The organism is Massilia sp. 9096 (assembly GCF_000745265.1).
GTDB lineage: Bacteria > Pseudomonadota > Gammaproteobacteria > Burkholderiales > Burkholderiaceae_D > Telluria.
The window spans coordinates 3651465-3676872 of record NZ_JQNN01000001.1 but is presented as its reverse complement, the minus strand read 5'-3'; the positions used below and the strand labels follow the sequence as shown (position 1 = coordinate 3676872).

Genomic DNA, 25408 nt, shown 5'->3' with positions numbered 1-25408 from the left:
ATCTCGTCCGTCGAAACGCTCAGAATAGTTTCATCGTCATGTACACAACAGGAGATCAACATGAGCAACAACACGAATAAAGCCGCCATTGTCACCGGCGCCTCGCGCGGCATCGGCCGGGCGATCGCGCTGCGCCTGGCGCGCGACGGTTTCGACATCACCGTGCATTACGTCGGCAACGAAGCCAAGGCGCAGGACACCGTGGCCGCGGTCGAGGCGCTGGGCTGCAGGGCGATCGCGGTGCAGGGCGACGTGGCCCAACCCGCCGATGTCGCGCGCCTGTTCGATACCGCCCAGGATGCCTTCGGGCGCGTGGACGTGGTGGTCAACAGCGCCGGCATGATGCCGATGGCGGCGATCAGCCCGGACAACCTGGACGCCTTCGACAAGGTCATCGCGACCAACCTGCGCGGCACCTTCCTGGTGCTGGGCGAGGCTGCGCGCCGGCTGCAGGAAGGCGGGCGCATCGTCGCGATCTCGACCAGCGTGATCGCCAAGTCTTTCCCCGGCTACGGCCCCTACATCGCCAGCAAGGCCGGCGCCGAGGAACTGGTGCGCGTGCTGGCCAACGAGATGCGCGGACGCGGCATCACCGTCAACGCGGTGGCGCCGGGGCCGGTGGGTACCGAGCTGTTTTTTAATGGCAAGACCGCGCAGCAGATCGAGGGGATTGCCAAGCTGGCGCCGCTGGAGCGCATCGGCGAGCCGGACGAGATCGCCAATGCGGTGGCTTTCCTGACCGGGCCGGACGGCGCCTGGGTCAATGCGCAGGTACTGCGCGTCAACGGCGGCTTCGCCTGATCGTCGGTCAAACATCTTTCACCACAACCAGGAGCACACCATGCCATTCGCAAACTTCAAATTCCCCGAAGGGATCCTCGACCACGCACGCAAGGAAGAGATCATCCATCGCACCACCGCCATGTTCGTCGAGTACTTCGGCGAAGGCGTGCGGCCGTATTCGATGGTGCTGGTCGAGGAAGTCGCCGACGGCGGCTGGGGCCGCGCCGACGAGACGCTGACCCTCGAGAAGATGGGCCTGCCGCCCAAACCGGGTCGCGCCTAGAAGCGTACCTGGATGCCGACCGACACGTTCTTCTGCTTGCTGTCGAAACCGGCATCGTCGCGCGACAGGCTGACCAGCTGGCCGTGCTTGGCCTTGGCATAGGCCGCCAGCGCATACAAGTCGGTGCGCTTGCCGATCGCATAGCGGATGCGGCCGACGACCATGACCGGGTCGGCATCGAGATTGGCCGCGACGTTGCGCACGTCCTGGTAGTAGGCCGCGCCGGTCAGCGTGACGTTCTGCAGGATCAGGTAGCTCACGCCGGCCCAGTACAGGCGCGCACGCACGTCCGGTGTGCCGGCCTTGGCGGCGCGCAGCTTGTAGTCGCGCGCCGCGGCCTGCACTTTCCACTTGCCGCTGTTATACATGGCGCCGACGTGCGCCACATTGGTGACGTCGCGCACGTCGGCGGCGGTCTTGGTGCCGTTTTCGCGCTCGTAGGCGCCGACCATCGAGAACGGCCCCATGACGTAATTGGCGGTGACGGCGCCCTTGGCCCCGTCGCCGGTCGAGCCCGACTGTTCGCCTGCGCCGTAGTTCATCCCGAAGCTCAGGTCGCCGATCTTGCCGGTGTACTTGATGATGTTGTCGAAGCCGGTCGTCATGCCGTACTTGCTGGCGCCGCTGGCGTTGCCGGTCGGGGCCCAGGAGTAGAACGGCGCGTAGCCCATCGGATCGTAGGGCAGCATGAAGTCGTACACCGAGGTGAACGAACGGCCCATCACCAGGCGCCCATAGCGGCCCTCGAGGCCGACGTTGGACTGGCGCTTGAACAGCGGGCTGTCGGGCGTGCCGGTATCGACGCCGATGCCCATTTCGAGCTGGTAGACCGCTTTCAGGCCATCGGCGATCTCCTCGCTGCCGCGAAAGCCCAGGCGCGAGACGTTTTCGCCGCTCGAGCTGACGCGCCAGACCGTCCCTTTGTCCTTTGTGACGTTGGTGGTCGGCCCGAACAGCACGTCGATGATGCCGTACACGTCGACTTTCGATTTCGGGTCCGCCGATTGCGCAAGCGCACTGCTTGACGCGAGCACGCTCAGGATCAGGGCAGTGCACAAGGGAATCTTTTTCATCATTACGTCCTCTGCAAAATGAGAATCGATGGAAGTAGCTAAGAAGCAATTCCATGAATATCATTTTGTGCACTGAGGAAATTTGCGCAGCGGCAACTACCAAACCGAGCCCTCCAGAAGCTGTGGCATATTTACAACTAAAGCGCTACCGAAGGCGATCGTGGCGCGCCAAAGCGAACGGGGTCGCCTCGCACGCGAATGTCGAGTTCCTGCAATAATGTCCGGCTAGGCATTTCATTAAAACGCAATGCCACTGTATAGACAGCTCAAAGGAAACCAATATGGACATCGTCGCCACCGCGAAACAACGCTATACCGCCAAGGCCTATGACACCAACCGCCGCATCCCGGACGAGGTCATGCAGCAGATCTATGAAGTGATCCGCAACAGCCCGTCGTCGGTCAACTCGCAGCCGTGGCACTTCATCGTCGCCAGCACCCCGGAAGGCAAGGCGCGCCTGGCCAAGGGCGTGCAGGGCGGCTACAGCTTCAACGAATCGAAAGTGCGTGACGCCTCGCACGTGATCCTGTTCTGCACCCGCGTCGACACCGAAGGCGGCCACCTGGATCGCCTGCTCGAGCAGGAAGACCGCGACGGCCGCTTCGCCGACGAAGCCGCCAAGGCCGGTACCGCGAAGGGCCGCCTGCATTTCACCAACCTGCACCGCTACACGCTGAAAGACCTGCCGCAGTGGTACGAAAAGCAGACCTACATCGCCCTGGCCAATGCGATGACGGCCGCCGCCGCGGTCGGCGTCGACAGTACCCCGATGGAAGGCATCGACGTGGCTGCGCTGGACACCGAACTCGGCCTGCATGAGAAGGGCCTGTCGAGCCTGGTGCTGCTGGCGCTCGGCTACCATGCCGAAAGCGACTTCAACGCCAAGCTGCCGAAGTCGCGCCTGCCGCAAGAGCAGGTCTTCACTTTCCTGTAACGATCCCGAAGGGGCGCAGCCTGGGCAGCCAGGCGCGCTCCAGGATCTTGCGGAATCCTTGCGCGCTGGGGTAGATCTCGTTGTCCCAGTCGTCCAGGTAGCCGGGGCCGCTGTCCGCCAGCGTGCCGCGGCTGTCGATGTGGAACACGCGCTCGAGCGGCGCGTGAAAGCCCGCCAGCACTTCGTCGTTGATGGCGTCGATCAAGCGCCGCATGATCTCGCGGCGGAAGTCCGGGTCCGGATCGACGTGGGCCTCGTCCATCACGCCCGTCACCGGACCGCCGTGCGTGCTGACGAAGCCGCGGCCATCGGGCACCGGATAATCGTAGCCATTCAGGAACACCGGCTGCTGCCATGTCGTCTTGCGGTAGGTCCAGCGGATGGTGCGGATGATGCCGCTCAAGCCCTCGAAGATGTGATACAGCAGCAGGTCGAGCCGCTCGGCGGAAAAACAGTCGGCGGGCGTATGCGCGTGCATGCAATCGTCGAGCAGGGCCAGGTTGTGCTCGAAGGCCTCGTTGGCGAAGCCGCCCAGGTAAAACTCGCTGAAGCGAATGCCCGGCACCAGGTGCATGCGGATCACGCCGGCGAAGACGCCGTCGCCGATGTACTCGTTGAGGCGGCCGCCGTTGAAGCCGAGCAGCCGGATTGCGGCGTGGCCGGGCGCGATATGGGGATGGTTGACCAGTTCGTGCAGCAAGGTCTGGTCGCCGTGCCAGAACCAGGCGTCGCCGAGCGCCAGGCCGGATGGCGGTGCTTCGCCCGGGCCGGGACTTTCGCCCGGCCGATACACTTTTCCGACGCGATCAATCCACTCATCCATGTCCGCCCCCTGTCAAACGCCAGGTTTTGACAGGGCGAACGCTGCGCGGGTTCCGGGCAGGCGCGGGCGTGACGCACGCGTACCCGTCCGCGCGCGCGTGGGCAGGAACGCGCTTAGATCTTGCGGATCGCCTGCAGCATCGGCTGCAGCACGGCGGCGCCCAGGCGCGCGCTGCGTGCGCCATCCCAGCCGACGACCGGATCGGGGTCGTTGGCGTTGTCCTTGAACGGCAGTTCCAGCGTCAGCGACAGGCAGCCGAAGGCGTGCGTGATGTAGGGCGAGCCCATGCTCAGCACTTCGTCGGTGAACGGCGCGTCCGGGTAGCCGTATTCCGTCTGGAAGTCCGGGCTGGCGATCATGAAGTTCTCGGCGAAGGTCTTTTCCGCTGCCGCCTGCTCGGGCGTGAAGGCCGGCAGGGCGCCGGAGCCGGCCACGAACACGTAGGGCAGGCCTTCGTCGCCGTGCACGTCCAGGCACATGTCGACGCCGATCTCATGCATCTTCTGGCGCACCAGGAACACTTCCGGGCTGCGCTCCATGGTCGGGTTGAACCATTCGCGGTTCAGGTTGGCGCCGGCGGCATTGGTGCGCAGGTTGCCGCGCACCGAGCCGTCCGGGTTCATGTTCGGCACCACGTACAGCACGGATTCCTTCAGCAGCTGGCGGCCGAACGGATGGGCCGGGTCGAGCAGGGCGTCCAGCATGCCTTCGACGAACCACTCGGCCATCGTTTCGCCCGGATGCTGGCGCGCGATCACCCACACTTTCTTCTTGCCTTCGGCCGGCTCGCCGACGACCAGCATGTTCAGGTCGCGGCCGTCGAGCGTCGAGCCGAGGTCGACCATGCGCACGTGCTCGGACAGCTGGGCGCGGTCGAGCAGCTCCAGGTGGCGCTCCCACGAATACGGCTCGAAGTAGGCGTAGTAGACGCTGTCCATGGCCGGGGTGTGCTCGATCGTGAGCACCGCGCCGTCGAAGCTGGTCGGCACGCGGAACCAGTTGATGCGGTCGTAGCTGGCCATCGCGTTGTAGTCTTCCCAGCCCTTCGGGTAGGCCGACTGGCCGGCGTTGAGCAGGCGCATCGTGCAGGGCTCGCCTTGCGCACCCTGCAGGCGGAAGTAGAACCACTGGATGATGTCGGCGGCGGAATCCTTGCGGATGTTCAGGTCGATGGCGCTGGCGCTGGTGGCGTTCACGATCTCGATGGCGCCAGCGTCGAACTGGCTGCTGATCTTGATGCTAGACATTTTGTGTCCTGTTTTTTGGGGGGTGGTGAGGCGTGCATCATAACCGCATTTTTCGCCCTAAAAACATAGTCTGCTCCAGCTCAAACAGGGCGCATGATGCTTTTGCTACCTTTCGTGCTCGGCCGCAACGGTTGTCGATGCGGCAGGGAGGAGACCGATGGCAAAGATTCGTTTGGCGCAGGCGGAAGTCACCAGCATCCACCGGCACGGCTTCTGGCTGCGCTGGCGCGAGGAGGAGCTGTACCTGCCGTTTGCATTGTTTCCCTGGTTCGAGCACGCGACCGTGGCCCAGCTGTGCCGCATCGAGGCGGTCGGCGTGGCCTGCGTGTACTGGCCGGGGCTGGACGTGGAGCTGGCGGTGGATCGCATTCGCCAGCCGATGGCGGCGGCTCAGCTGGCCGGCAACAAGGATTGCTGAGCCCGCTCAGCGCAAGCCGCCAAAACGCGCTTCGAAAGCGGCGTCGGCTTGCGGCGCATCAGCGTCCTCGCGCCGCAGAACCTCCATCAGATGCCGCTCGGCCGGCGCCCACACCAAGCGGTAGATCGCCTGCGCCAGCGCATACGCATCCGAGCCCGGCCACGGCTGGGGCAGCAGCGCCAGCGGCAGCATCGGGTCGTGCAATTGCACCCGGCGGTAGGCATGAATCAGCAGGCTGCGCATCGCGAACGCCGCCTGCGGCGCCGGTGTTTCGCCTTCTTGCAGCAGCGCCCGCAACGGCGTGAAATCGTCGATGAAGCGGCGGTAGCCTTGCACGACGCCGTCCAGGTTCCAGCCCTCGCGCACCAGCTCGCCGAGCGGACGCGCGCCGACGCCCGGCAGCTCGGCCGCGCTGCAGACAAAAATCTTGCCGGCGCCATCCACGCGCGCGAGGATCTCGGCCAGGCTGCCGGCGTCGCCGGCCGGATGGGCCAGCAGGCCGGGCGCCAGCATCGCATAACCCTCCCACTCGAGTTCCTTGCGCACGGCGGCGCGCAAACCGGCGTCGATGCTGCCGTTGGGCGCCAGCAGCAAGGTCCAGCGGCCGTCCCAGTCCAGGCCCGGCGGCGCGTAGATGCGGTGGTTCGCGCGCGCGAAGCGCGGCCCGGCCTCGGGCGCGAGCGCGTAGCTGCTGCGCCGGCCCTCGCGGCTCGCGACCAGCCAGCCGTCCTGCACCAGGCGGAACACGCTGGTGCGCACCAGGCGGTCGGTCACGCCGAGCGGCTCGACCAGTTCGATCAGGCTGCCCAGCCACAGGCGCGCGCCGTGCGGGACGATGGCGTCGCCGAAGATCGTCATTACCAGCGACTTGGCGCGCGGCGGATCGGCCTGCAGGGCCTGATCGAGCCATCGGTTACTGCTGAGAATGTGTTCGGTTTTAATGATTTGTTGGGCCTCGATATGATTCAAGATATCGCTATACATCGCGTTTTTTGTATCGTATTATGGATTCAAACAGAACACAACGGAGACAGCCATGTATGCCCAAATGGTCGACACCGGCCTGAAGCGAGTACAAACCGCCGCCGACATGAGCGCCGAGGAGCAGGCCTTCCAGGCGCGCGTCGACGCCGGCGTCAGGATCGAGCCGAAGGACTGGATGCCCGAGGCCTACCGCAAGACCCTGATCCGCCAGATTTCCCAGCATGCGCATTCCGAGATCGTCGGCCAGCTACCCGAAGGCAACTGGGTCACGCGTGCGCCGACGCTCAAACGTAAATCGATCCTGCTGGCCAAGATCCAGGACGAGGCCGGCCACGGCCTGTACTTGTATAGCGCAGCCGAAACCCTGGGCGTCTCGCGCGACGAACTGCTCGAGGCCCTGCATGCCGGCAAGGCCAAGTACTCGAGCATCTTCAACTACCCGACCTTGAGCTGGGCCGACATCGGCGCGATCGGCTGGCTGGTCGACGGCGCCGCCATCATCAACCAGATCCCGCTGTGCCGCTGCTCGTATGGCCCGTATGCGCGTGCGATGGTGCGCGTCTGCAAGGAAGAATCCTTCCACGCGCGCCAGGGCTACGACTTGATGATGAAGCTGGCCCAGGGCTCGCCCGAGCAAAAGGCGATGGCCCAGGATGCACTGAACCGCTGGTGGTGGCCTTCCTTGATGATGTTCGGCCCGTCGGATGCCGAATCGGTCAACAGCGCGCAGTCGGCCCAGTGGCGCATCAAGCTGTTCTCGAACGACGAGCTGCGCCAGCGCATGGTCGACCAGACCGTGCCGCAAGCCGAATTCCTCGGCCTGGCCATCCCCGACCCGGATCTGAAGTGGAATGCCGAGCGTGGCCACTACGACTTCGGCGCCATCGACTGGACCGAATTCCAGGACGTCCTGAAGGGCAACGGCCCGTGCAACCGCGAGCGCCTGCGCACGCGCGTACAAGCCTATGAAGACGGCGCCTGGTTCCGCGATGCGCTGAACGCCTACGCCGACAAGCAGGCCGCGAAGCAGGCTGCATAAGCCAAGCCGCACAAGAAGCAAGCCGCACAAGAAAAATACGGAGACGACAATGAGCAAAGAATGGCCGCTGTGGGAGGTTTTCATCCGCAGCCAGCACGGCCTCGCCCATAAACACGTGGGCAGCCTGCATGCGCCGGACGCCGAGATGGCGATCAACAACGCGCGCGACGTCTACACCCGGCGCAACGAAGGCGTGTCGATCTGGGTCGTGAAGGCGGCCGACATCGTCGCCTCAAGCCCGGCCGACAAGGACGCGCTGTTCGAGCCGTCCAACAGCAAGGTCTACCGCCACCCGACCTTCTTCCCGATGCCGGAAGAAGTCAAGAACCTGTGAGCGGCGCCATGGACGACGCAAAGTTCGAATACCTTTTGCGCCAGGGCGACAGCGCACTGATCCTGTCCCAGCAGCTGTCCCAGCTGTGCGGCAAGGGCCCCGCGCTCGAGGAAGACATGGCGCTGACCAACGTCGCGCTCGACCTGCTCGGCCAGACCCGGATGTGGCTGAGCTATGCCGGCGAACTCGAAGACCGCGGCCGCGACGAGGACCGCCTGGCCTACCTGCGCGACACGCGCGAATTCCGCAACCTGCTGCTGGTCGAGCAGCCCAACGGCGATTACGCGATGGTCATGGCGCGCCAGTTCTTCTTCGACACCTGGCACTACTTCCTGATGCGCGGCCTGCTCGGCTCGAGCGATGTGCGCATTGCCGGCATCGCCGAGAAATCGATCAAGGAAGTGACCTACCACCTGCGCCGCAGCGGCGACCTGGTCGTGCGCCTGGGAGACGGCAGCGATATCAGCCACGCCAAGATGCAGGCCGCCGTCGACGAGCTCTGGACCTATACCGGCGAAGCCTTCCTCTACGATGCGGTCGACCTGACGATGGTCGAGCAGGGCGTGGCCCCGGCCGCCGAACCGCTGCGCGAGGCCTTTTTGCAGCACGTGGGCGAAGTGCTGGAGGAAGCGACCTTGACGATGCCGTCGCCGGATGCCTTCATGCAGCGCGGCGGCAAGCAGGGAAGGCACGGCGAGCGCCTCGGCTACGTGCTGGCCGAGATGCAGTTCCTCCAGCGCGCCTATCCAGGCGTCGAATGGTAATCGCCATGAGCACCATGGATGCGCCGCCGCTGACGGACATGCCGACGGTGGAACAGGTCTGGGCCTGGCTGAACGAAGTGCCCGATCCCGAGATCCCGGTGATCTCCGTGGTCGACCTGGGCATCGTGCGCGACGTCGCCGTCGACGCGGCCAGCGGCGAGGTCGCCGTGACCATCACGCCGACGTACTCCGGCTGCCCGGCCATGCAGGTCATCGCCGAGGACGTCGAGCAGGCCTTGCGCGCGCGCGGGCTCACGCGCGTGCGCGTGCTCGAGCGGCTCGCGCCGGCCTGGACCACCGACTGGATGAGCGACGCCGGCAAGGCCGCCCTGACGGGCTACGGCATCGCACCGCCGGTGCAGCAGGTGATCGACATCAGCGGCCTATCGAAAGGCGTCAAACGCCATGCGATCCGCCAGCCCGAAGTCGCCTGTCCGCACTGCGGCTCGGTCCACACCCGGCTCACCAGCCAGTTCGGCTCCACGCCCTGCAAGGCGCTGTATCAGTGCCTCGATTGCCGCGAGCCTTTCGACTATTTCAAGTGTCACTAAAAAAGACCATGAGCCAATTCCACTCCCTCACCGTGGACAAGGTGAAGCACGAGACCCGCGACGCGGTCGTCGTCACCTTCGACGTGCCGCCCGGCCTGCAAGACGCCTTCCAGTACCGCCAGGGCCAGCACCTGACGCTGCGCGCCATGATCGACGGCCAGGAAGTGCGCCGCTCCTACTCGATCTGCTCGGCGGTGCAGGACCGGCAGCTGCGCGTGGCGATCAAGCGCGTGAGCGGCGGGCGGTTTTCGACCTGGGCCAACGAACACGTCAAACCCGGCGTCGCGCTCGACGTGATGCCGCCCGAAGGCCGCTTCAACCTGCCGCTCGACCCCGCCACCCGCCGCCACTACCTCGCCTTCGCGGCCGGCAGCGGCATCACGCCCATTCTTTCGATCGTCAAGACCACGCTGCTGGCCGAGCCGCACAGCCGCTTCACGATCCTGTACGGGAACCGCGCATCCTCGTCGGTCATCTTCCGCGACGAGCTGGCCGAGCTGAAAGACGTGTACATGGAGCGCCTCAACCTGGTCTACGTGATGAGCCGCGAGCAGCAGGACATCGAACTGTTCAATGGCCGCATCACCCAGGACAAGTGCCGCCAGCTGTTCCAGCGCTGGCTGCGCGTCGAGGACGTCGACTACGCCTTCATCTGCGGTCCGGAAGACATGATGCACGGCGTCTCGGCGGCGCTGCAGGAAGCCGGCATGCCCAAGGAGCGCATCCGCATCGAACTGTTCGCTGCCGGCAGCGGCCACAGCGTGCGCGAAGCACGCGCCGAGTACAAGGTCGAGGCGCGCCACCAGACCGAAGTCACAGTGATCATGGACGGCAACCACGCCAGCTTCACGATGGACAAGGACAAGGAATCGGTGCTCGATGCCGGCCTGCGCGCCGGCATCGACCTGCGCTACTCGTGCAAGGGCGGCGTGTGCTCGACCTGCCGCTGCAAGGTACTGGAAGGGCAGGTCGACATGGACGTCAACTACGCGCTCGAAGACTACGAAGTCGCGCGCGGTTTCGTGCTGAGCTGCCAGAGCTTTCCGGCGACCGACAAGCTGGTGCTCGATTTCGACGTGGCCGAATAAGGGGTAAAGCATGATCTATGAATCCATCCAGTTCAGCATCGACCAGGGCATCGCCGTCCTGACCTTGAGCCGCCCGGAGCGCCTGAACAGCTTTACCCAGGCCATGCACCGCGAAGTGCGCGATGCGCTCGACCGGGTGCAGGCGGATAAATCCGTGCGCGTGCTGCTGCTGACCGGCGCCGGACGCGGCTTCTGCGCCGGCCAGGACTTGAACGACCGCGCGGTCGAGCCGGGGGCGCCGGGCGTGGACCTGGGCGAGTCGGTCGAAAAATACTATGCGCCGCTGGTGACGACGCTGCGCACGCTGCCGATGCCGGTGATCTGCGCGGTCAACGGCGTGGCGGCCGGCGCCGGCGCCAACCTGGCGCTGGCCTGCGACATCGTGCTGGCGGCCCGCTCGGCCAGCTTCATCGAAGCCTTCAGCAAGCTGGGCCTGATTCCGGATACCGGCGGCACCTGGGTGTTGCCGCGCCTGCTCGGTCCCGCGCGCGCGATGGGCCTGGCGCTGCTGGGCGACAAACTGCCGGCCGAGAAGGCCGAGCAGTGGGGCCTGATCTGGCGCTGCGTCGACGACGATGCCTTGATGCCGGAAGCGATGGCCATGGCCACCCACTTCGCCAGCGCGCCCACGAAAGGCCTGGCCTATACCAGGCGCGCCATGCTGGCCAGCTGGAGCAACACGCTCGACGACCAGCTCCAGCTCGAAGCGCAGATGATGCGCGAGCTCGGCTACAGCCACGACTACCGCGAAGGCGTCGCGGCCTTCATCGAAAAACGCCAGCCGAACTTCAAGGGAGAGTGAGCGATGGCCGAGGCATTGGAAAAAGGCGGCGTCGTCGCGGTGATCGGCAGCGGGGCCATGGGCGCCGGCATCGCCCAGGTGGCAGCCGCCGCCGGGCACACGGTGTGCCTGTTCGACACCCGGCCGGAAGCGGTGGACAAGGCCATCGACGGCATCGCCAAAGGCTTTGCCAAACTGGTCGAGAAGGGCCGCATGCACGCGGAGGATGCGGGCCTCGCGCGCGCGCGCCTGCAGCCTATGCACACGCTCGACGAAGCACGCGACGCGGCATTGGTGATCGAAGCCGTGGTCGAAGACCTGGCGGTCAAGCGCAGCCTGTTCGGCGAACTGGAAGACGTGGTGGACGAGCGCTGCATCCTGGCGACCAATACCTCGTCGATCTCCGTCACCGCGATCGCGGCGCTCCTGCGCCATCCGGAGCGCCTGGTCGGCATGCATTTCTTCAACCCGGTGCCGCTGATGGCGCTGGTCGAGGTCATCAGCGGGGTGGCGACCGACAAAGGGGTCGCCGATACGGTCTACGCCACCGCCGCCGTCTGGGGCAAGAATCCGGTGCATGCGAAATCGACGCCCGGCTTCATCGTCAACCGCGTCGCGCGGCCGTTCTATGCCGAAGCCCTGCGCCTGCTGCAGGAGCAGGCCGCCGACGCCGCCACCATCGACGCCGTGCTGCGGGACTGCGGCGGCTTTCGCATGGGGCCGTTCGAGCTGATGGACCTGATCGGCCACGACGTCAATTTCTCGGTCACGCAGTCGGTGTTCCAGGCCTACTTCGGCGACCCGCGCTTCACGCCTTCGATCCTGCAGCAGGAACTGGTCAATGCAGGCTTCCTCGGCCGCAAATCGGGCCGCGGCTTCTATCGCTACGGCGACGATGCCGCCAAGCCGCAGGCCCAGGCCGAGGCGCCGCAACCAGTGCCGGCCAGCGTGCGCGTCAGCCGCATGCGCGAGGCGCCGGAGCCGGTGTTCGATGCGCTGCTGGCACGGCTTGCTGCACGGCTGGGCGAGCACGGCATCGCCGTCGCCCAGCCAGGCATGCCGGAACCGGCCGGCTGGACCGAGGCGCCGGCCTTCCACGCGGGCGGCGCCGCCATCTTCCTGACCGACGGCCGCAGCGCCACCGAGCGCGCCGCCGCCAACAAGCAGCCCGACACCGTGTTGTTCGACCTGCTGCTGGACCCTGCGGGCGCGACGCGCATCGCGCTGGCCCGCGCCGACCAGTGCGCCGAATCGGCCTGGCAAGCCGCGGTCGGCCTGTTCCACGCGGCCGGCTTCACGGTGTCGCGCCTGGACGACGTGCCCGGCATGGCCGTGATGCGCACCGTCGCAATGCTCGCCAACGAAGCCGCCGATGCGGTCAACCAGGGCGTATGCAGTGCGCAAGCGGTGGACGTCGCGATGCAGAAGGGCGTGAACTATCCGCGTGGCCCGCTGGCCTGGGCCGATGCGGTCGGCGTGCAGCTGGTCGCGACGGTGCTGCACAACCTGGCCGACACCTACGGCGAAGACCGCTACCGCGTTTCGCCGCTGCTGCGCCGCAAGGTCGCCGCCGGCGCCATCAACAACGCAGCGGGGTTCCATGCCGCATGATCCGCAAGCGCTGGCCGAACTGGCCGGCAAGACCATGTACGAGCGCGATCCGGCGAGCCAGGCGCTGGGCATGACGCTGGATGTGATAGGTCCTGGCCACGCGCGCATGCGCATGCGCGTGCGCGAGGAGATGCTCAACGGCCACGGCACCTGCCATGGCGGCTACATCTTCATGCTGGCCGACAGCGCCTTCGCGTTCGCCTGCAATTCGCACAATGCCAATACGGTCGGCGCCGGCTGCACGATCGACTACCTGTCGCCCGGCCGTCGCGGCGACATGCTGGTGGCCGAGGCCAGCGAGCAGGCCTTATCGGGCAAGACCGGCGTCTACGACGTGGTGGTGAGCGACCAGGACGGGCGCACGATCGCGCTGTTTCGCGGCAAGTCGCACCGGGTGGCCGGCCACGTCGCGCAAGTCGACGAAGGAGACGCCCATGCTGCAGCCTGAGTCGCGCCATGCGCCCCGGCCAGGGGAGCTCGACCCGATCGAGCGCGCCAGCCGCGACGAGCTACAGGCCCTGCAGCTGGAGCGCCTGCGCTGGTCGCTCCAGCACGCCTACGACAACGTTGCGCACTACCGCCAGGCCTTCGACGAGGCCGGCGTGCATCCCGCTGATTTGAAATCGCTGGCCGACCTGGCGAAGTTCCCGTTCACCGAGAAAAAGACGCTGCGCGACCATTACCCCTTCGGCCTGTTCGCGGTCCCGCGCGAGCGCGTCGTGCGCGTGCACGCGTCCTCGGGCACGACCGGCAAGCCGACCGTGGTCGGCTACACGCAACGCGACATCGACACCTGGGCCGATCTGGTGGCGCGCTCGATCCGCGCGGCCGGCGGCCGTCCCGGCGACATGGTCCACGTCGCCTACGGCTACGGCCTGTTCACCGGCGGCCTGGGCGCGCACTACGGCGCCGAGCGGCTCGGCTGCACCGTGGTGCCGATGTCGGGCGGGCAGACCGAAAAGCAGGTCCAGCTGATCCAGGACTTCAAGCCGGACATCATCATGGTCACACCCTCGTACATGCTGACCCTGATGGAAGAGTTCCGCCGCCAGGGCATCGACCCGGCCGGCACGTCGATCAGGATCGGCATCTTCGGGGCCGAGCCCTGGACCGACGCCATGCGCCGCGAGATCGAGGGGGGCGCCGGCATCGACGCGCTCGACATCTACGGCCTGTCGGAAGTGATGGGGCCGGGCGTGGCTTGCGAATGCATCGAAAGCAAAGACGGTCCGGTGATCTGGGAAGACCATTTCTATCCCGAGATCATCGACCCCGATACCGGCGCAGTGTTGCCCGACGGCGAAGAAGGCGAGCTGGTGTTCACCTCGCTGAGCAAGGAAGCGCTGCCGATCATCCGCTACCGCACGCGCGACCTGACGCACCTGCTGCCTCCCACCGCGCGCGCGATGCGCCGCATGGGCCGCATCAACGGGCGCTCGGACGACATGCTGATCATCCGCGGCGTGAACGTCTTTCCGAGCCAGGTCGAGGAGCTGATCCTCGGCATGCCGGCGCTGGCGCCGCAGTACCAGCTGGTGCTGAGCCGCGACGGCCACCTCGACGCTCTCGAAGTGCGCTGCGAGCTGCGCGAGGACGCGGCAGCGAGCCTCGGCCAGGACGGCATCGATGGGCTGGCGCGCGAACTGCAGCACCGCATCAAGACCTATGTCGGCGTGAGCACCAGCGTCAGCCTGCTGCCGGCCCAGGGCATCGAGCGCTCGCTGACGGGCAAGGCGCGGCGCGTGGTCGACCGGCGCAAACAATAACCATTCCTCGAAAGGGCACACCATGCCAGTGTATGAAATCGACGGCATCCGCCCGGTGATCCACCCGACGGCCTACGTGCACCCGACCGCCGTGCTGATCGGCGACGTGATCGTCGGCCCGCGCTGCTATGTCGGTCCGTTGGCCTCGCTGCGCGGCGACTTCGGCCGGCTGGTGCTGGAAGAGGGCGCCAACGTGCAGGACACTTGCGTGATGCATGGCTTCCCCGAAGACGACACCGTGGTCGAAGCCGACGGCCACATCGGCCATGGCGCCGTGCTGCACGGCTGCCGGGTCGGCCGCAATGCCATGGTCGGCATGAACGCGGTGGTGATGGACAAGGCGGTGGTGGGCGCGGAATCGATCGTCGGCGCGGCCGCTTTCGTAAAAGCCGGCATGGCCATTCCGCCGCGCAGCCTGGTGCTGGGTGCACCGGCGCGCGTGGTGCGGCCCGTCACCGACGAAGAAATCGCCTGGAAGAGCTACGGCACACGCCAGTACCACGACCTCAACGCGCGTTCGATGCGCACGCTGGTCGAGGTCGAAGCACTCACGGAGGTCGAACCGGACCGCAAGCGGATGGTGTTCGACGAGCCGCACAAACCCAAGAAAAACACATGACGCCAACTGGAGGAGACACGACATGAATGCTCCCGCAACCCTGCAAAGCTTCATCGCCGGCCGCTGGCACGGCCAGGAAGCGCACCAGCCGCTGCACAGCGCGCTGGACAACGGGCTCATCTACCACACCCATGCGGAAAAAATCGACTTCCACGAAGCCGTCACCTTCGCCCGCAAGACCGGCGTGCGCGGCCTGATGCAGCTGGACTTCCAGCGCCGCGCCCAGCGCCTGAAAGCGCTGGCGCTGTACCTCATGGAGCGCAAGGAAGAGTTGTACGAGATCTCGCACCTGACCGGCGCCACGCGCCCGGACAGCTGGGTCGACGTCGAAGGCGGCATCGGCACGCTGTTCGCCTACGCCAGCATGGGCTCGCGCGAGCTGCCCTCGTCGAACGTGCTGCATGAAGGACCGGCGCTGGCGCTGGGCAAGCGCGGCGGCTTTGCCGGCACCCACATCCTGGTGCCGCGCGGCGGCCTCGCCGTGCACATCAACGCTTTCAATTTTCCGATCTGGGGCTTGCTGGAAAAGTTCGCGCCGTCGTTCCTGGCCGCGATGCCCTGCATTGCCAAGCCGGCCACGGCGACCAGCTACCTCACGCATGCGGTCGTGAAGATGATGATGGAATCGGACCTGCTGCCGGAAGGGTGCCTGCAGCTCGTGATCGGCAGCACCGGCGACCTGCTGGATCGCCTGGGCGGCTTCGATGCGGTCACCTTCACCGGCTCGGCCGAAACCGCCGCCAAGCTGCGCGCCAACCCCAACCTGATCCGCGAGTCGGTGCCGTTCACGGCCGAAGCCGACTCGCTCAACTGCGCGATCCTGGCGCCGGACGTCACGCCCGACGATGAGGAATTCGACCTGTTCGTCAAGGAAGTCGCGCGCGAGATGACGGGTAAAGCCGGCCAGAAGTGCACGGCGATCCGGCGCGTGATCGTGCCCGAGCAGCACGTCGAGGCGGTCGGCGCGCGCCTGCGCGCGCGTCTGTCGAAAATCGTGGTCGGCAACCCGAAGGTCGAGGGTGTGCGCATGGGCGCGCTGGCCTCGAAAGACCAGCACCGCGACGTCAGCGAGCGCGTCGAGATGCTGGCGCGCGGCAACGAGGTCGTGTTTTCCGCCCGTGACGGCTTCAATCCGGTCGGCGAGAACTGCGGCAGCGGCGCCTTTTTCGCGCCCACGCTGCTGCTGTGCCGCAACGCGATGGTGAACGACGCCGTGCACGACATCGAAGCCTTCGGCCCGGTCAGCACCTTGATGACCTACCGTGACATCGACGAGGCCTTGGCGCTGGCCGCGCGCGGCAAGGGCAGCCTGGTGAGCACGCTGGTGACCAAGGACCCGGCCATCGCCGCGCACGCGGTGCCGGTCGCAGCCGCTTCGCACGGGCGCGTGCACATCCTCGACCGTGTCGCCGCCGTCGATTCGACCGGGCACGGCTCGCCGCTGCCGCAACTGAAGCACGGCGGTCCGGGCCGCGCCGGCGGCGGCGAGGAGCTGGGCGGCATCCGCGCGGTGAAACACTTCCTGCAGCGTGCGGCGGTGCAGGGCTCGCCGACGATGCTCACGGCCGTGACCGGCGAATACGTGCGCGGGGCCGCGGTCAAGGAATCCGAGGTGCACCCGTTCCGGCGCCATTTCGAAGACCTGGAGATCGGCCACTCGCTGCTGACGCACCGGCGCACTGTCAGCGAAGCCGACATCGTCAACTTCGGCGGCGTCTCGGGCGATTATTTCTACATGCACTTCGACGAGATCGCTGCGCGCGACACCCAGTTCGGCAAACGCATCGCCCACGGCTACTTCGTGCTGTCGGCGGCGGCCGGGCTGTTCGTCTCGCCGGCGCCGGGGCCGGTACTGGCCAACTACGGCCTGGACAACCTGCGCTTCGTGGCGCCGGTGGCGATCGGCGACACGATCCGCGCGCGCCTGACCTGCAAGCGCAAGGTCGACCGCAACCGCAGCGACGAGCAGGGCCGCGGCCAGGGCGTGGTGGCCTGGGACGTGCAGGTCACCAACCAGGACGACGAGCTGGTGGCGAGCTATGACATCCTGACGCTGGTGCAGAAACGGGCTTGATCCTTGCAGGCGGCGTGTCGATCAGGAACGCTGGTGACGCGCTTCGCGGCGCTGCGCCTTGGGGCGGCGTTGATAAAACCGCGCCGCGCCAGGGCCGTGCGCGGCAGGCTTGGGGATCTCCACGCGCGCGTCCGCGCGCAGCGACGGATCCCCGATCAGGTCGACTGCGAGCGCCGCCAGCCGGCGCGCTTCGTCCAGTCGGCCGATGCCGGCCGTGATCTCGGTGTCGAGACATACGGCGGCCGCATAATTCTTGACCGAGGCCCAGCGCGCCGGTGCGCGCGTGTACCTGCGGCGCTTGGCGCAGCGCATGTCCCAGCGCAAGCAGTCGGCAAGGTCGCGGATGTGCGCCTCCGGATCGCGGCGTACCTGGTTGGCCAGGCGGTAATCCCGTGCCGCTGCGATGGCGGGGAGCGCGAGCTGCGCGCACTCGGCGGCAAGCTCGGGGCGGCCTTCGGCCAGCGCCAGGTAGAGTTCGTACGTGGCGCGGCTGCGGTCCAGGCGCGCGTCGATCGAGATGACGTCGTGAAACAGGACGCGCCCGCCTTCGCCGCGCAGCAGCGCTTGCGCCTTCTGTTCGCGCAGCGCTTCGAGCGCATGCAAGGCCGGGGGATACTTGTCGGCCAGCTCCATCCAATAGAACAAGGCATACGACAGCCGCACGCCGTACAGCGACGGCTGCTCGTCCAGCGCGTGATGGCGGAACCACACGAACCCTTCCAGCGCCTCCTGGTGCCGCCCTTCGCGCGCCGCCTGGCGCGCCGCTTGCAATCGTTCCTCTGCCGTCATCGTCGCCTCCGTATCGGAATCGAGACACGATAGCAGCTCGAACCGGCGCAAGATGCGCACATTTCCACCCAGCTCAGCGCTTCGTCATCAGTACGCGGACTTGATGCCAAGTTACGCTATCCTGATCCCATCAACCCAATCATCCAAACAAGGAGCATCGTCCATGTCGCGGCTAGACCTGAGCAGTATCCCCGTGTTGACCGGCACCGGTTACCCCGAAGCCTTCGCGGAAGCCGTCAACGGCCGCAGCAAGCAGGTGCTGGGCGATGCCGGCGGCCTGACGCAGTTCGGCGTCAACCTGGTCGAGCTGCAGCCCGGCGCGGCGTCGTCGCAGCGCCATTGGCACACGCACGAGGACGAGTTCGTCATGATCGTATCAGGCGAGCTGACCCTGATCACCGACGAAGGCGAAACCCTGATGCGCGCCGGCGATTGCGCCGCCTTTCCTGCAGGGCGCCCCAACGGCCACCACCTGGTCAATCGCAGCTGGGGCACGGCGCTGTTCCTGGCGGTCGGCTCGCGCATCCCGGAAGATTCGGCCGAGTACCCGGACATCGACCTGAAATACGACGGCAAGACGGACAGCTACCTGCACCGCGACGGCACGCCCTACCCGAAAGCGGGCGCCGCCGGACCGTCCGGCGCGCACGGCGACAGTCCACTGGCGGCCCAGCTGCCGATCGAAGAGGAAACGCTCGAGCCACGCGTGTTCCGCGCCGACCACGGCGAGCAGGACGCGGTCAAGCCGGGCGAACCTCGATAGCGAACAGGTCTTCCACCGTCACGCCCAGCACCTTGGCCAGCTTCAGTGCAAGCAGGGTGGAGGGCGCCATGTTGCCGGTCTCGATCGCGTTGATCGACTTGCGTGTGACGCCGGCGCGCTGGGCCAGTTCGGCCTGGGTCAGGTCCAGGCGGGCGCGCTGAAGCTTCATGGTGGTGACCAGGTGCTCGCTCATCGGCTGACTCATCGGCTGAACCGTCCTGTCCATCAGCGGTCGTACCAGAGCAGGCTGGCCAGGGAGGTTACGACGCCGAGCCAGGCGCCGCTTTCGACCACGATCGGCAGCGCATTTGGGACAGACAGCCCGGTCAGCGCGAATGCACACAGGGGCGGATAGGCCAGCAGCACGAAAAACCCGTTACGGAAGGCCTTGGCTTGCGCCGCCTGGCGCAGCTCGTCGTTGCGCAATGCTGCCATTGCCGGGCTCGACTTCGAGAAATCGAGCCCTTTCGTCCTGAGCGGGCGGATGAACGCCGCCGCAATCGCGATGGGCACGATGACCACGCCCGGCAGGCGCACCGCAAACATCATATCGACCAAAAAGAGGGCGCCCACCAGCAAAAGGATGAAAAGCACGGACCAGAGCTGGCGCCGCGAATACCGGACGAGTTGCTCGGTGTGTTCGGAAGTCGTTGCGGACATGGTGTCTCCATCGGTAACTTGATGATTTAATGTAACCTATCCTTCTCAATGTCACCGATCGGTTACCTATCAATTCTGACGGGTCGGGCGCGTGACGCGCAGCATGCCGTCCGCGCCCGTCACTGCGCGGATGTGCTCGTAGTCGAGCACATCCGCGATGTCGTCCAGCTGCGCCGTCTCGAGCGGATGCGCATGCGTCGTGGTGACGACGATGCTGGCCATGCCCGCGGCAGCGGCCGAGCGCAGCCCGGCCAGCGTATCCTCGAACACCAGGCAGTCGCCGGGTGGCACGCCCAGCTTGCTGGCGCCGAGCAGGAAGGGATCGGGCGCCGGCTTGCCGCGCTCGACGTCCTCGGCGGCCACCAGCACGGCCGGCATCGGCAGCCCGGCGGCGGCGATGCGCGCCTGCGCCAGCGCGCGCGGGGCCGAGGTGACGATCGCCCAGCGCTCGCGCGGCAGGCTGGACAGGAAATCGTGGGCGCCGACGATCGCTTCGATGCCGGCCACGTCGTCGATCTCGGCGCGGGTGATGGCGGCGGCCTCGCGCACCGGGTCGACGCCCGGCAGCGCGAGTGCGCGGATGGTTTCTTCGGTGCGCTTGCCGTGGATGGTCGGCAGGAAGGCGGCGACGTCGAGGCCGTGGCCGGCGGCCCATTCGCCCCAGACGCGTTCGGCGGCCTTGATCGAGGTGAGGATGGTGCCGTCCATGTCGAACAGGAAGGCGGCGAAGGAACGCTCAGGCAGCTGGGACGACTGGGGCAGGGCGGATGAAGTGACGGACATGGCTTTCCTGGAAACGGATCGAGCCCGCCAGTGTAACGGCTCCGCCCCGACCATGCCGCGCACGCCCGCGTGCGCCCGAGTGCGCCTACAGCGGCCCCCACTTGATCTGTTTCGCGTAGTGGTCGCGCACGTGCCGGTTGATGAAGGCGCCCAGGCCTTCGCCGGCTCGGGCCAGCTCCTGCATCCTGGCGACGTTGGCCGCGCCGGCGCTGTCCTCGGTGTAGAGGTAGCGCTTGCCGTCGTGAAACTCGACGATGATCTGGCCGGCGTCGATGTCGTAGGCGACCACGCCCGATTCGCCGCCGTGGTTCTTGTAGCGTTCCATGCTGCCATCCTCCGAAACCCGAGAGCCGATTGTATCCGACACGCGATCTGATACATGTCAAATCCATTGCAGAGTTCGTTAAACGGGTTTATATTTCTCGTACATACTTGGAAACCTTTCCACCGCCTTTAGCTACCTGCAGATCATCAAAGACCAACAAGCGAAGTTGGCACAGCGCGACCCGCCCGTAGAGGTGTGCCGCATTTTCTTTGAAGTGAAAAGAGGAGTCGAAGTGAATAACCAACATCAAAAACGTCAGGCGGTTTGGGATCGTTTCCAAGCCATCGCAGCCGGGTGTGTCCTGGCCTGCGCGGCATCGCAGGCCTCGGCCAGCGTCAGCAACCCGGTCATCGGCCAGCTGCTGTGGTCGGAAGAGTTCAATGGCTCGACCTTGAACACGGCCACCTGGACCGCCACCGACGGCAATGGCTGCCAGATCAACCTGTGCGGCTACGGCAACGCCGAGCTCGAGTACTACAGCCCGAACAACCTGTCGATCGTCGACGTGCCCTTCGAGGCCGGCACGCGCGCGCTCGCGATCAAAGCGCAAAGGCAGACGGTGGGCAGTAACGTCTTCACCTCGGGCAAGCTCGACACCCATGGCAAGGTGCAGGTCCAGTACGGCATGGTCGAGATCCGCATGGCCGCGCCGAACGTCGCCACCGGCTTGTGGCCGGCCGCGTGGATGCTCGGCACCGCCGCGCAGACTTGGCCGCGCAACGGCGAGATCGACATCATGGAGCAGGGCCATAGCGCCTCGCAGCGCACGGCGGCCGGCTCGCCGTCGACCAACAACTTCGTCGGCTCGAACGTGATCACCTGGCAGCAATCGGCCTGCGTCACCGGCAACGAGAGCTGCGCCGCCTCGACCGCCTGGCAGACCAAGAACTGGTACGTCCCGAGCACCTCGCTGGCGGGCCGTTTCGTGAAATACCGCCTGTACTGGACCGAGAGCGAGATGCGCTTCACGGTGGTCGACAACGGCGTCGAGTACAACATGTACAACAACGTCCTGCCGGTCAATTCGGCCTCGCTGCAGGCGCCGTTCTACCTGCTGCTCAACCTGGCGGTGGGCGGCAACTTCACCGACGCCACCTCGGCCAGCCAGGTCACGGCGCCGCTGCCGGGCACGATGTACGTCGATTACGTGCGCGTGTATCAGCTGGACGGCAAGGGTTCGGTCAAGCTGGGCAACCAGATCCAGCCCGAAACCGGCAAGTTCGGCGTGTTCACCGATAACACGGCGGTCAACAACAAGCTGGTGGCCGGCACCAGTTCCGACATCTACCTGTGGAACAGCGCGTCGAGCGGCGCCGGCAACACCGCCCCGTACGAGGGCAGCAACGTGATCGCCTGGGCTTACACGACGCCGGGTCAGTGGTGGGGCGGCGGCGTGCAGTCGCGCCAGGCGCGCGACCTGTCCAACTTCCGCAACGGCACGCTGAAGTTCCGCATCAAGATCCCGGCCAACGTCTCGTTCAACATCGGCGTGGGCGACACCTACACCAACCAGAACTACGTCAACTTCCCGGCCAACACCACCGCCTACGGCCTGGTGCGCAACGGCGATTGGGCCCAGGCCTCGATCCCGGTCTCGACGCTGCTCGGCGCCAAGGTGGCGGCGCAGTCGCTGCTGGACGTCTTCATGATCTCGAGCGACGCCAACAACCTGCCGGGTTCGGCCTTCCAGTTCGCGATCGACGATGTCTACTATGACTCCGGCACCGCCAGCACCACGCCGCCGCCGTCCACCCTGACCTCGGTCACGCAGACCTCGGCGACGATGCTGCAGTTCACCGCCAACACCGGCAGCTGGGCCGACGTGCACTATACGGTCAACGGTGGCGCGCAGCAGAACGTGCGCATGCAGCTCGGCGGCAGCACCAACACCTACACGGCGGGCGGGCTGAAGATCGGCGACGTGGTCCAGTACAGCTTCACCTACTGGGACGCCGGCAAGAACTACGCGGTCGATACCGCCGCGCAGAGCTACACGATGCATTGATGCGAAAAAGCCCCGGACCGGACATGCGCCGGGCCGGGGCCGTTTCAGCTTCCGACGGGATTGGCCGGCCTCGCGCCGGCCTTTTTTCGTTCAGCGCCGCTCCTGCCCCTGCTGGACCGCCTGGTCCGCCGCCTGCACCAGGCGCACCTTCTCGTCGAGGCGGAAGCGCGCCGTTTCCATGCTGTCGGCGAGCGTCCCGGCCATGCCCGGCTCGACGTGATCCTTGACCCAGGCCTGCAGGGTGTCGAGCGGCACGCTGCTCCAGAACACTTCCGGCACGGTCTTGGCCAGCACGTTCGGGCGGTTGCCGGGATTGGCCGCGGTCAGCGCGTCCAGGTGCGTCGTGAACGTCGACCAGGCCAGCTGCGGGTTCTCGGCCGATAGCGTGAGCACCAGGCCCAGGCGCAGCACGTCGGCCTGCGGCGGGATCTCGGGGGAGAGCGCGATCTGCGCCGCCTGCGCCGCCAGCTGCGGATCACGTACGCGCATCAGCACCGGGTAGAAGCGCCGCACCTCGGTCTCGTTTTTCGCGCCGCGCGCGATCGCGTGCAGTTGCTCGAAGGTGGCGGCATCGGCGTTCTGCGCGACGATGGTCAGGATCGTGCCCTGGTCGTCCGGCGCCAGGCTGTTGCGGTCGGCCACGAACGCCGCGAAGCGCTTGCGTGCCTCGGCCACCACGGCCCCATCGCCCCAGGCGCCCAGGTGCGCGATCAGGGTGCGGCGCAGGCGCTGCACGCCGGCCGTTTCGTCCGGCGCCGGAGTCCAGCCCATGCGCCCGGCGACCGGCTTGACCACGCCGCGCGCCCACGCGACGAAGGCATCGTGCCCTGGCGTGCCGCGCTCGGCGCGTTCGATGGTGTCGAATGCGCCCAGCACCTGGTTCCAGGCGCGTTCGTTCGGGTTGGTGCCCATCGCCGCGGCCAGCGCCAGGTAGCGCGACAGCGGCTGCGCGCCGCTTTCGACCAGCGCCCACTCGTCGTCGAGCAGGGCGATGCGGTCGCGGTCCGGCAAGCCGGCGAACTGGCGCGTGTTCAGTTCCAGCAGGCGCTCGTCGTAGGCCACGCGGAAAAAGCCGTCGGCGTCGGCGTTGAGCGAGACCGGCTGGTCGCAGCGGCCGGCCGGGATACGCTGCTTATCCTGGGTCAGCAGCACCGATTGCGGCGTGCCGCCGGCGCCGACGCGCAGGCGCAGCGGCACCGCCCAGTGCGCGCGCGTCGTGTCCTGGCCGTGCAGCAGGAAGCGCTGCTGGCTCAGCACCAGCGTGCGCGCGTCGCCGCTGCATTCGGCCGTTGCGGTCACCAGCGGGAAGCCGGGCTGCTCGGTCCAGGCGCGCGCCAGCGCCCCGATGTCCTGGCCGCTGGCCGCACCGAGCGCGTTCCACAGGTCGGTGCTGGTGGCGTTCGAATACTGGCGCGCCTTCATGTAGGCGCGGATACCGTCGCGGAATTTGTCGGCGCCGACGTAGGCCTCGAGCATGCGCAGCACCGCTTGCCCCTTGTTGTAGATGATCAGCGGGTCGGAATTGTTTTGCGGCTGCAGCTCGTCCTCGACCGGATAGTGCACCGCGTGCGAGCCGAGGCGCGCGTCGACGCGCATCGCCGCTTCCTTGCCGGCGTCCTCGGATTCGCGCGCGTGCCAGCTCGGGTTGCGGCGGTCGGTTTCCTTGGCCGCGCCCCAGGAAGCGAAGCTTTCGTTGAGCCAGATGTCGTCCCACCAGCCCATCGTCACCAGGTCGCCGAACCATTGGTGCGCCATCTCGTGCGCCTCGATGCTGAACACCAGCTGGCGGTTGTCGATGGTCGACGTCGGCGTCAGCAGCAAGGTCTGGTCGTTGTAGGTGATCGCCCCCCAGTTTTCCATCGCGCCCTGGAAGCCGCCCGGCACCGCGATCGCGTCCAGCTTGGGCAGCGGGAAGGGGATGCCGAAGTAGTCGTTGTAGTCGAGCAGGATCTGGCGCGCGTCCTCGAGCGCGACCTTGCCGTTGTTTTCCTGGCCGCGCACGGCCCACAGGTTGATCGCGGTGTCGCCGGCGCGGGTCGAGATGCTGGCCATGTCGCCGCCGGTGAATTCGACCAGGTAGGAGGCCATCGCCGGCGAGCGCTTGAAGGTCGTGGTGGCGGTGTCGCCGTGCACCACGCGGCGCTCGATCGGCATGTTCGAGATCGCCGCCCACTTGGCCGGAACCGTCGCGCTGAGCTGGAAGCGCGCACGGAAGGCCGGCTCGTCCCAGCAGGGGAACATGCGGCGCGCGTCGGTCGCTTCGAACTGGGTCGAGAGCAGGACGTCGCGGCTGCCGTCCGGCTTCTGGAAAGGCTGGGCGAACAGGCCGCGCGGGCCGGTTTCGATCTTAGCGTCGTAGGCCAGGCTGAGCACGTGCGTGCCCGGTTTGGCCGGCGCCGCCAGCGTCACCGTGACCATCTGGCGCGTCTCGTCGATGGCGACGTTCTTGACCGGCTTGCCGTCCAGGCGCACGTTTTCGAAGCGCATGCCGATCGCATTGAACTGGATCGTGTCGCTGCTTGCCTTGAACTGCAACTTGACGGACTCGGTGCCGTGCAGCGTGCGCTTGTCGACGTCCGGCGTGATGGCGACCGTGTAGTCGAGCGGGACGACGTTCTTGGACAGGTGGCCGGGGGCCTTGGCGAACGAGAACGGCGCCTGCGACGCGTCCGGCGCCGCCTGCGCGCCCGGGTTGAACGACAAGCCGATGGCCGCGCACAAGACGGCGGTCGCGAATGGGATCCTGCGCATGGAACGACACCTCTTCGGTTGAAACGATCCAAAAACTTAGTCTTGCCTCAGGAGCATGTCAATCATAATTCAACCTGGGAAACGTTGTTTCATTACATTTCAGTGAACACAACACTCCTTTCAGAACTCTTTTGACACGAGAAAATTTTTATTAGTAAA

27 protein-coding genes are annotated in these 25408 nt (G+C 66.5%); 17 read left to right on the top strand and 10 right to left on the bottom strand.

What is annotated here, in order from left to right; genetic code table 11:
- Positions 1–60: 60 nt before the first annotated feature.
- Together FA90_RS15755 and FA90_RS15750 are read left to right on the top strand one after the other, a co-directional pair.
- Positions 61–801: an SDR family oxidoreductase gene (locus FA90_RS15755; protein ID WP_036170231.1), complete on the top strand. Its 741-nt coding sequence runs from the start codon at positions 61–63 to the stop codon at positions 799–801.
- A gap of 40 nt (positions 802–841) precedes the next feature.
- A complete protein-coding gene (locus FA90_RS15750) occupies positions 842–1066 on the top strand; it encodes a tautomerase family protein (protein ID WP_036170227.1) in 225 nt (74 codons plus the stop codon).
- Here FA90_RS15750 and FA90_RS15745 read toward each other — a convergent pair.
- Complete coding sequence (locus tag FA90_RS15745; protein ID WP_036175962.1) at positions 1063–2139, bottom strand: porin; 1077 nt, start codon at positions 2137–2139, stop codon at positions 1063–1065. The two genes, FA90_RS15750 and FA90_RS15745, sit on opposite strands and share 4 nt — an antisense overlap.
- 281 nt (positions 2140–2420) lie before the next feature.
- Here FA90_RS15745 and FA90_RS15740 point away from each other — a divergent pair, with 281 nt between their 5' ends.
- Positions 2421–3074: an oxygen-insensitive NAD(P)H-dependent nitroreductase NfsB gene (locus FA90_RS15740; protein ID WP_036170224.1), complete on the top strand. Its 654-nt coding sequence runs from the start codon at positions 2421–2423 to the stop codon at positions 3072–3074.
- Here FA90_RS15740 and FA90_RS15735 read toward each other — a convergent pair.
- Both FA90_RS15735 and FA90_RS15730 read right to left on the bottom strand, forming a co-directional pair.
- A complete protein-coding gene (locus tag FA90_RS15735) occupies positions 3061–3897 on the bottom strand; it encodes a hypothetical protein (RefSeq protein WP_156116731.1) in 837 nt (278 codons plus the stop codon). The genes FA90_RS15740 and FA90_RS15735 overlap by 14 nt on opposite strands.
- A 113-nt stretch (positions 3898–4010) precedes the next feature.
- A complete protein-coding gene (locus FA90_RS15730) occupies positions 4011–5144 on the bottom strand; it encodes a M14-type cytosolic carboxypeptidase (RefSeq protein ID WP_036170220.1) in 1134 nt (377 codons plus the stop codon).
- A gap of 157 nt (positions 5145–5301) precedes the next feature.
- Between FA90_RS15730 and FA90_RS15725 the strand changes: the two genes are divergently transcribed.
- Positions 5302–5562: a DUF2442 domain-containing protein gene (locus FA90_RS15725; protein ID WP_036170218.1), complete on the top strand. Its 261-nt coding sequence runs from the start codon at positions 5302–5304 to the stop codon at positions 5560–5562.
- Positions 5563–5568: 6 nt separating this feature from the next.
- On the opposite strand, the gene paaX is transcribed toward FA90_RS15725, so the two are convergent.
- Complete coding sequence (gene paaX / locus FA90_RS15720; protein WP_239700766.1) at positions 5569–6531, bottom strand: phenylacetic acid degradation operon negative regulatory protein PaaX; 963 nt, start codon at positions 6529–6531, stop codon at positions 5569–5571.
- A gap of 67 nt (positions 6532–6598) precedes the next feature.
- Between paaX and paaA the strand changes: the two genes are divergently transcribed.
- The 11 genes from paaA to paaZ are packed head-to-tail and all read left to right on the top strand — an operon-like array spanning position 6599 to position 17173.
- Positions 6599–7585, top strand: coding sequence for a 1,2-phenylacetyl-CoA epoxidase subunit PaaA (gene paaA / locus FA90_RS15715; RefSeq protein WP_036170215.1), 987 nt, complete (start codon positions 6599–6601; stop codon positions 7583–7585).
- Between the two features lie 49 nt (positions 7586–7634).
- Entirely contained in the window at positions 7635–7919 is a 285-nt protein-coding gene (gene paaB / locus FA90_RS15710) for a 1,2-phenylacetyl-CoA epoxidase subunit PaaB (RefSeq protein WP_036170214.1), read from the top strand.
- Between the two features lie 8 nt (positions 7920–7927).
- Positions 7928–8683, top strand: coding sequence for a 1,2-phenylacetyl-CoA epoxidase subunit PaaC (gene paaC, locus FA90_RS15705; RefSeq protein WP_036175956.1), 756 nt, complete (start codon positions 7928–7930; stop codon positions 8681–8683).
- Complete coding sequence (paaD, locus tag FA90_RS15700; RefSeq protein WP_373994613.1) at positions 8677–9234, top strand: 1,2-phenylacetyl-CoA epoxidase subunit PaaD; 558 nt, start codon at positions 8677–8679, stop codon at positions 9232–9234. The genes paaC and paaD overlap by 7 nt, the downstream gene beginning before the upstream one ends.
- An 8-nt stretch (positions 9235–9242) precedes the next feature.
- Positions 9243–10322: a 1,2-phenylacetyl-CoA epoxidase subunit PaaE gene (paaE, locus tag FA90_RS15695; RefSeq protein WP_036170211.1), complete on the top strand. Its 1080-nt coding sequence runs from the start codon at positions 9243–9245 to the stop codon at positions 10320–10322.
- 10 nt (positions 10323–10332) lie between these two features.
- Positions 10333–11124 carry a 2-(1,2-epoxy-1,2-dihydrophenyl)acetyl-CoA isomerase PaaG gene (gene paaG / locus FA90_RS15690; protein WP_036170209.1) on the top strand — a complete coding sequence of 264 codons (792 nt, stop codon included), beginning with the start codon at positions 10333–10335 and terminating at the stop codon, positions 11122–11124.
- Positions 11125–11127: 3 nt separating this feature from the next.
- Positions 11128–12714, top strand: a complete 1587-nt coding sequence (gene paaH / locus FA90_RS15685; protein ID WP_036170207.1) for a 3-hydroxyacyl-CoA dehydrogenase PaaH — start codon at positions 11128–11130, stop codon at positions 12712–12714.
- Positions 12704–13162, top strand: a complete 459-nt coding sequence (paaI, locus tag FA90_RS15680; RefSeq protein WP_036170205.1) for a hydroxyphenylacetyl-CoA thioesterase PaaI — start codon at positions 12704–12706, stop codon at positions 13160–13162. Before paaH ends, paaI begins: the two co-directional genes overlap by 11 nt.
- Complete coding sequence (gene paaK, locus FA90_RS15675; protein WP_036170203.1) at positions 13149–14480, top strand: phenylacetate--CoA ligase PaaK; 1332 nt, start codon at positions 13149–13151, stop codon at positions 14478–14480. The genes paaI and paaK overlap by 14 nt, the downstream gene beginning before the upstream one ends.
- 22 nt (positions 14481–14502) lie before the next feature.
- A complete protein-coding gene (gene paaY, locus FA90_RS15670; protein WP_036170202.1) occupies positions 14503–15099 on the top strand; it encodes a phenylacetic acid degradation protein PaaY in 597 nt (198 codons plus the stop codon).
- Between the two features lie 22 nt (positions 15100–15121).
- A complete protein-coding gene (gene paaZ / locus FA90_RS15665) occupies positions 15122–17173 on the top strand; it encodes a phenylacetic acid degradation bifunctional protein PaaZ (protein WP_036170201.1) in 2052 nt (683 codons plus the stop codon).
- A gap of 21 nt (positions 17174–17194) precedes the next feature.
- On the opposite strand, the gene FA90_RS15660 is transcribed toward paaZ, so the two are convergent.
- Complete coding sequence (locus tag FA90_RS15660) at positions 17195–17962, bottom strand: hypothetical protein (protein WP_156116730.1); 768 nt, start codon at positions 17960–17962, stop codon at positions 17195–17197.
- Between the two features lie 163 nt (positions 17963–18125).
- Between FA90_RS15660 and FA90_RS15655 the strand changes: the two genes are divergently transcribed.
- Positions 18126–18725: a cupin domain-containing protein gene (locus tag FA90_RS15655; RefSeq protein WP_081933878.1), complete on the top strand. Its 600-nt coding sequence runs from the start codon at positions 18126–18128 to the stop codon at positions 18723–18725.
- Here FA90_RS15655 and FA90_RS15650 read toward each other — a convergent pair.
- The 4 genes from FA90_RS15650 to FA90_RS15635 all read right to left on the bottom strand — a co-directional run bounded on the left by FA90_RS15650 (position 18703) and on the right by FA90_RS15635 (position 20493).
- The gene (locus tag FA90_RS15650; protein ID WP_036170197.1) at positions 18703–18918 is read right to left on the bottom strand and encodes a helix-turn-helix transcriptional regulator; all 216 of its coding nucleotides are present in this window, start codon (positions 18916–18918) and stop codon (positions 18703–18705) included. The genes FA90_RS15655 and FA90_RS15650 overlap by 23 nt on opposite strands.
- 32 nt (positions 18919–18950) lie before the next feature.
- Positions 18951–19385, bottom strand: coding sequence for a hypothetical protein (locus FA90_RS15645; RefSeq protein ID WP_156116729.1), 435 nt, complete (start codon positions 19383–19385; stop codon positions 18951–18953).
- Between the two features lie 69 nt (positions 19386–19454).
- Positions 19455–20168 (bottom strand): HAD-IA family hydrolase, encoded by a 714-nt coding sequence (locus tag FA90_RS15640; RefSeq protein ID WP_051971843.1) that lies wholly within the window; start codon positions 20166–20168, stop codon positions 19455–19457.
- A gap of 85 nt (positions 20169–20253) precedes the next feature.
- A complete protein-coding gene (locus FA90_RS15635) occupies positions 20254–20493 on the bottom strand; it encodes a hypothetical protein (RefSeq protein ID WP_036170193.1) in 240 nt (79 codons plus the stop codon).
- 232 nt (positions 20494–20725) lie between these two features.
- Between FA90_RS15635 and FA90_RS15630 the strand changes: the two genes are divergently transcribed.
- Complete coding sequence (locus FA90_RS15630; RefSeq protein ID WP_036170189.1) at positions 20726–22498, top strand: glycoside hydrolase family 16 protein; 1773 nt, start codon at positions 20726–20728, stop codon at positions 22496–22498.
- A 90-nt stretch (positions 22499–22588) separates the two neighbouring features.
- Here the strand turns inward: FA90_RS15630 and FA90_RS15625 are convergent, their stop codons facing one another.
- Complete coding sequence (locus FA90_RS15625) at positions 22589–25249, bottom strand: M1 family metallopeptidase (RefSeq protein ID WP_051971842.1); 2661 nt, start codon at positions 25247–25249, stop codon at positions 22589–22591.
- Between the last annotated feature and the right edge of the window lie 159 nt (positions 25250–25408).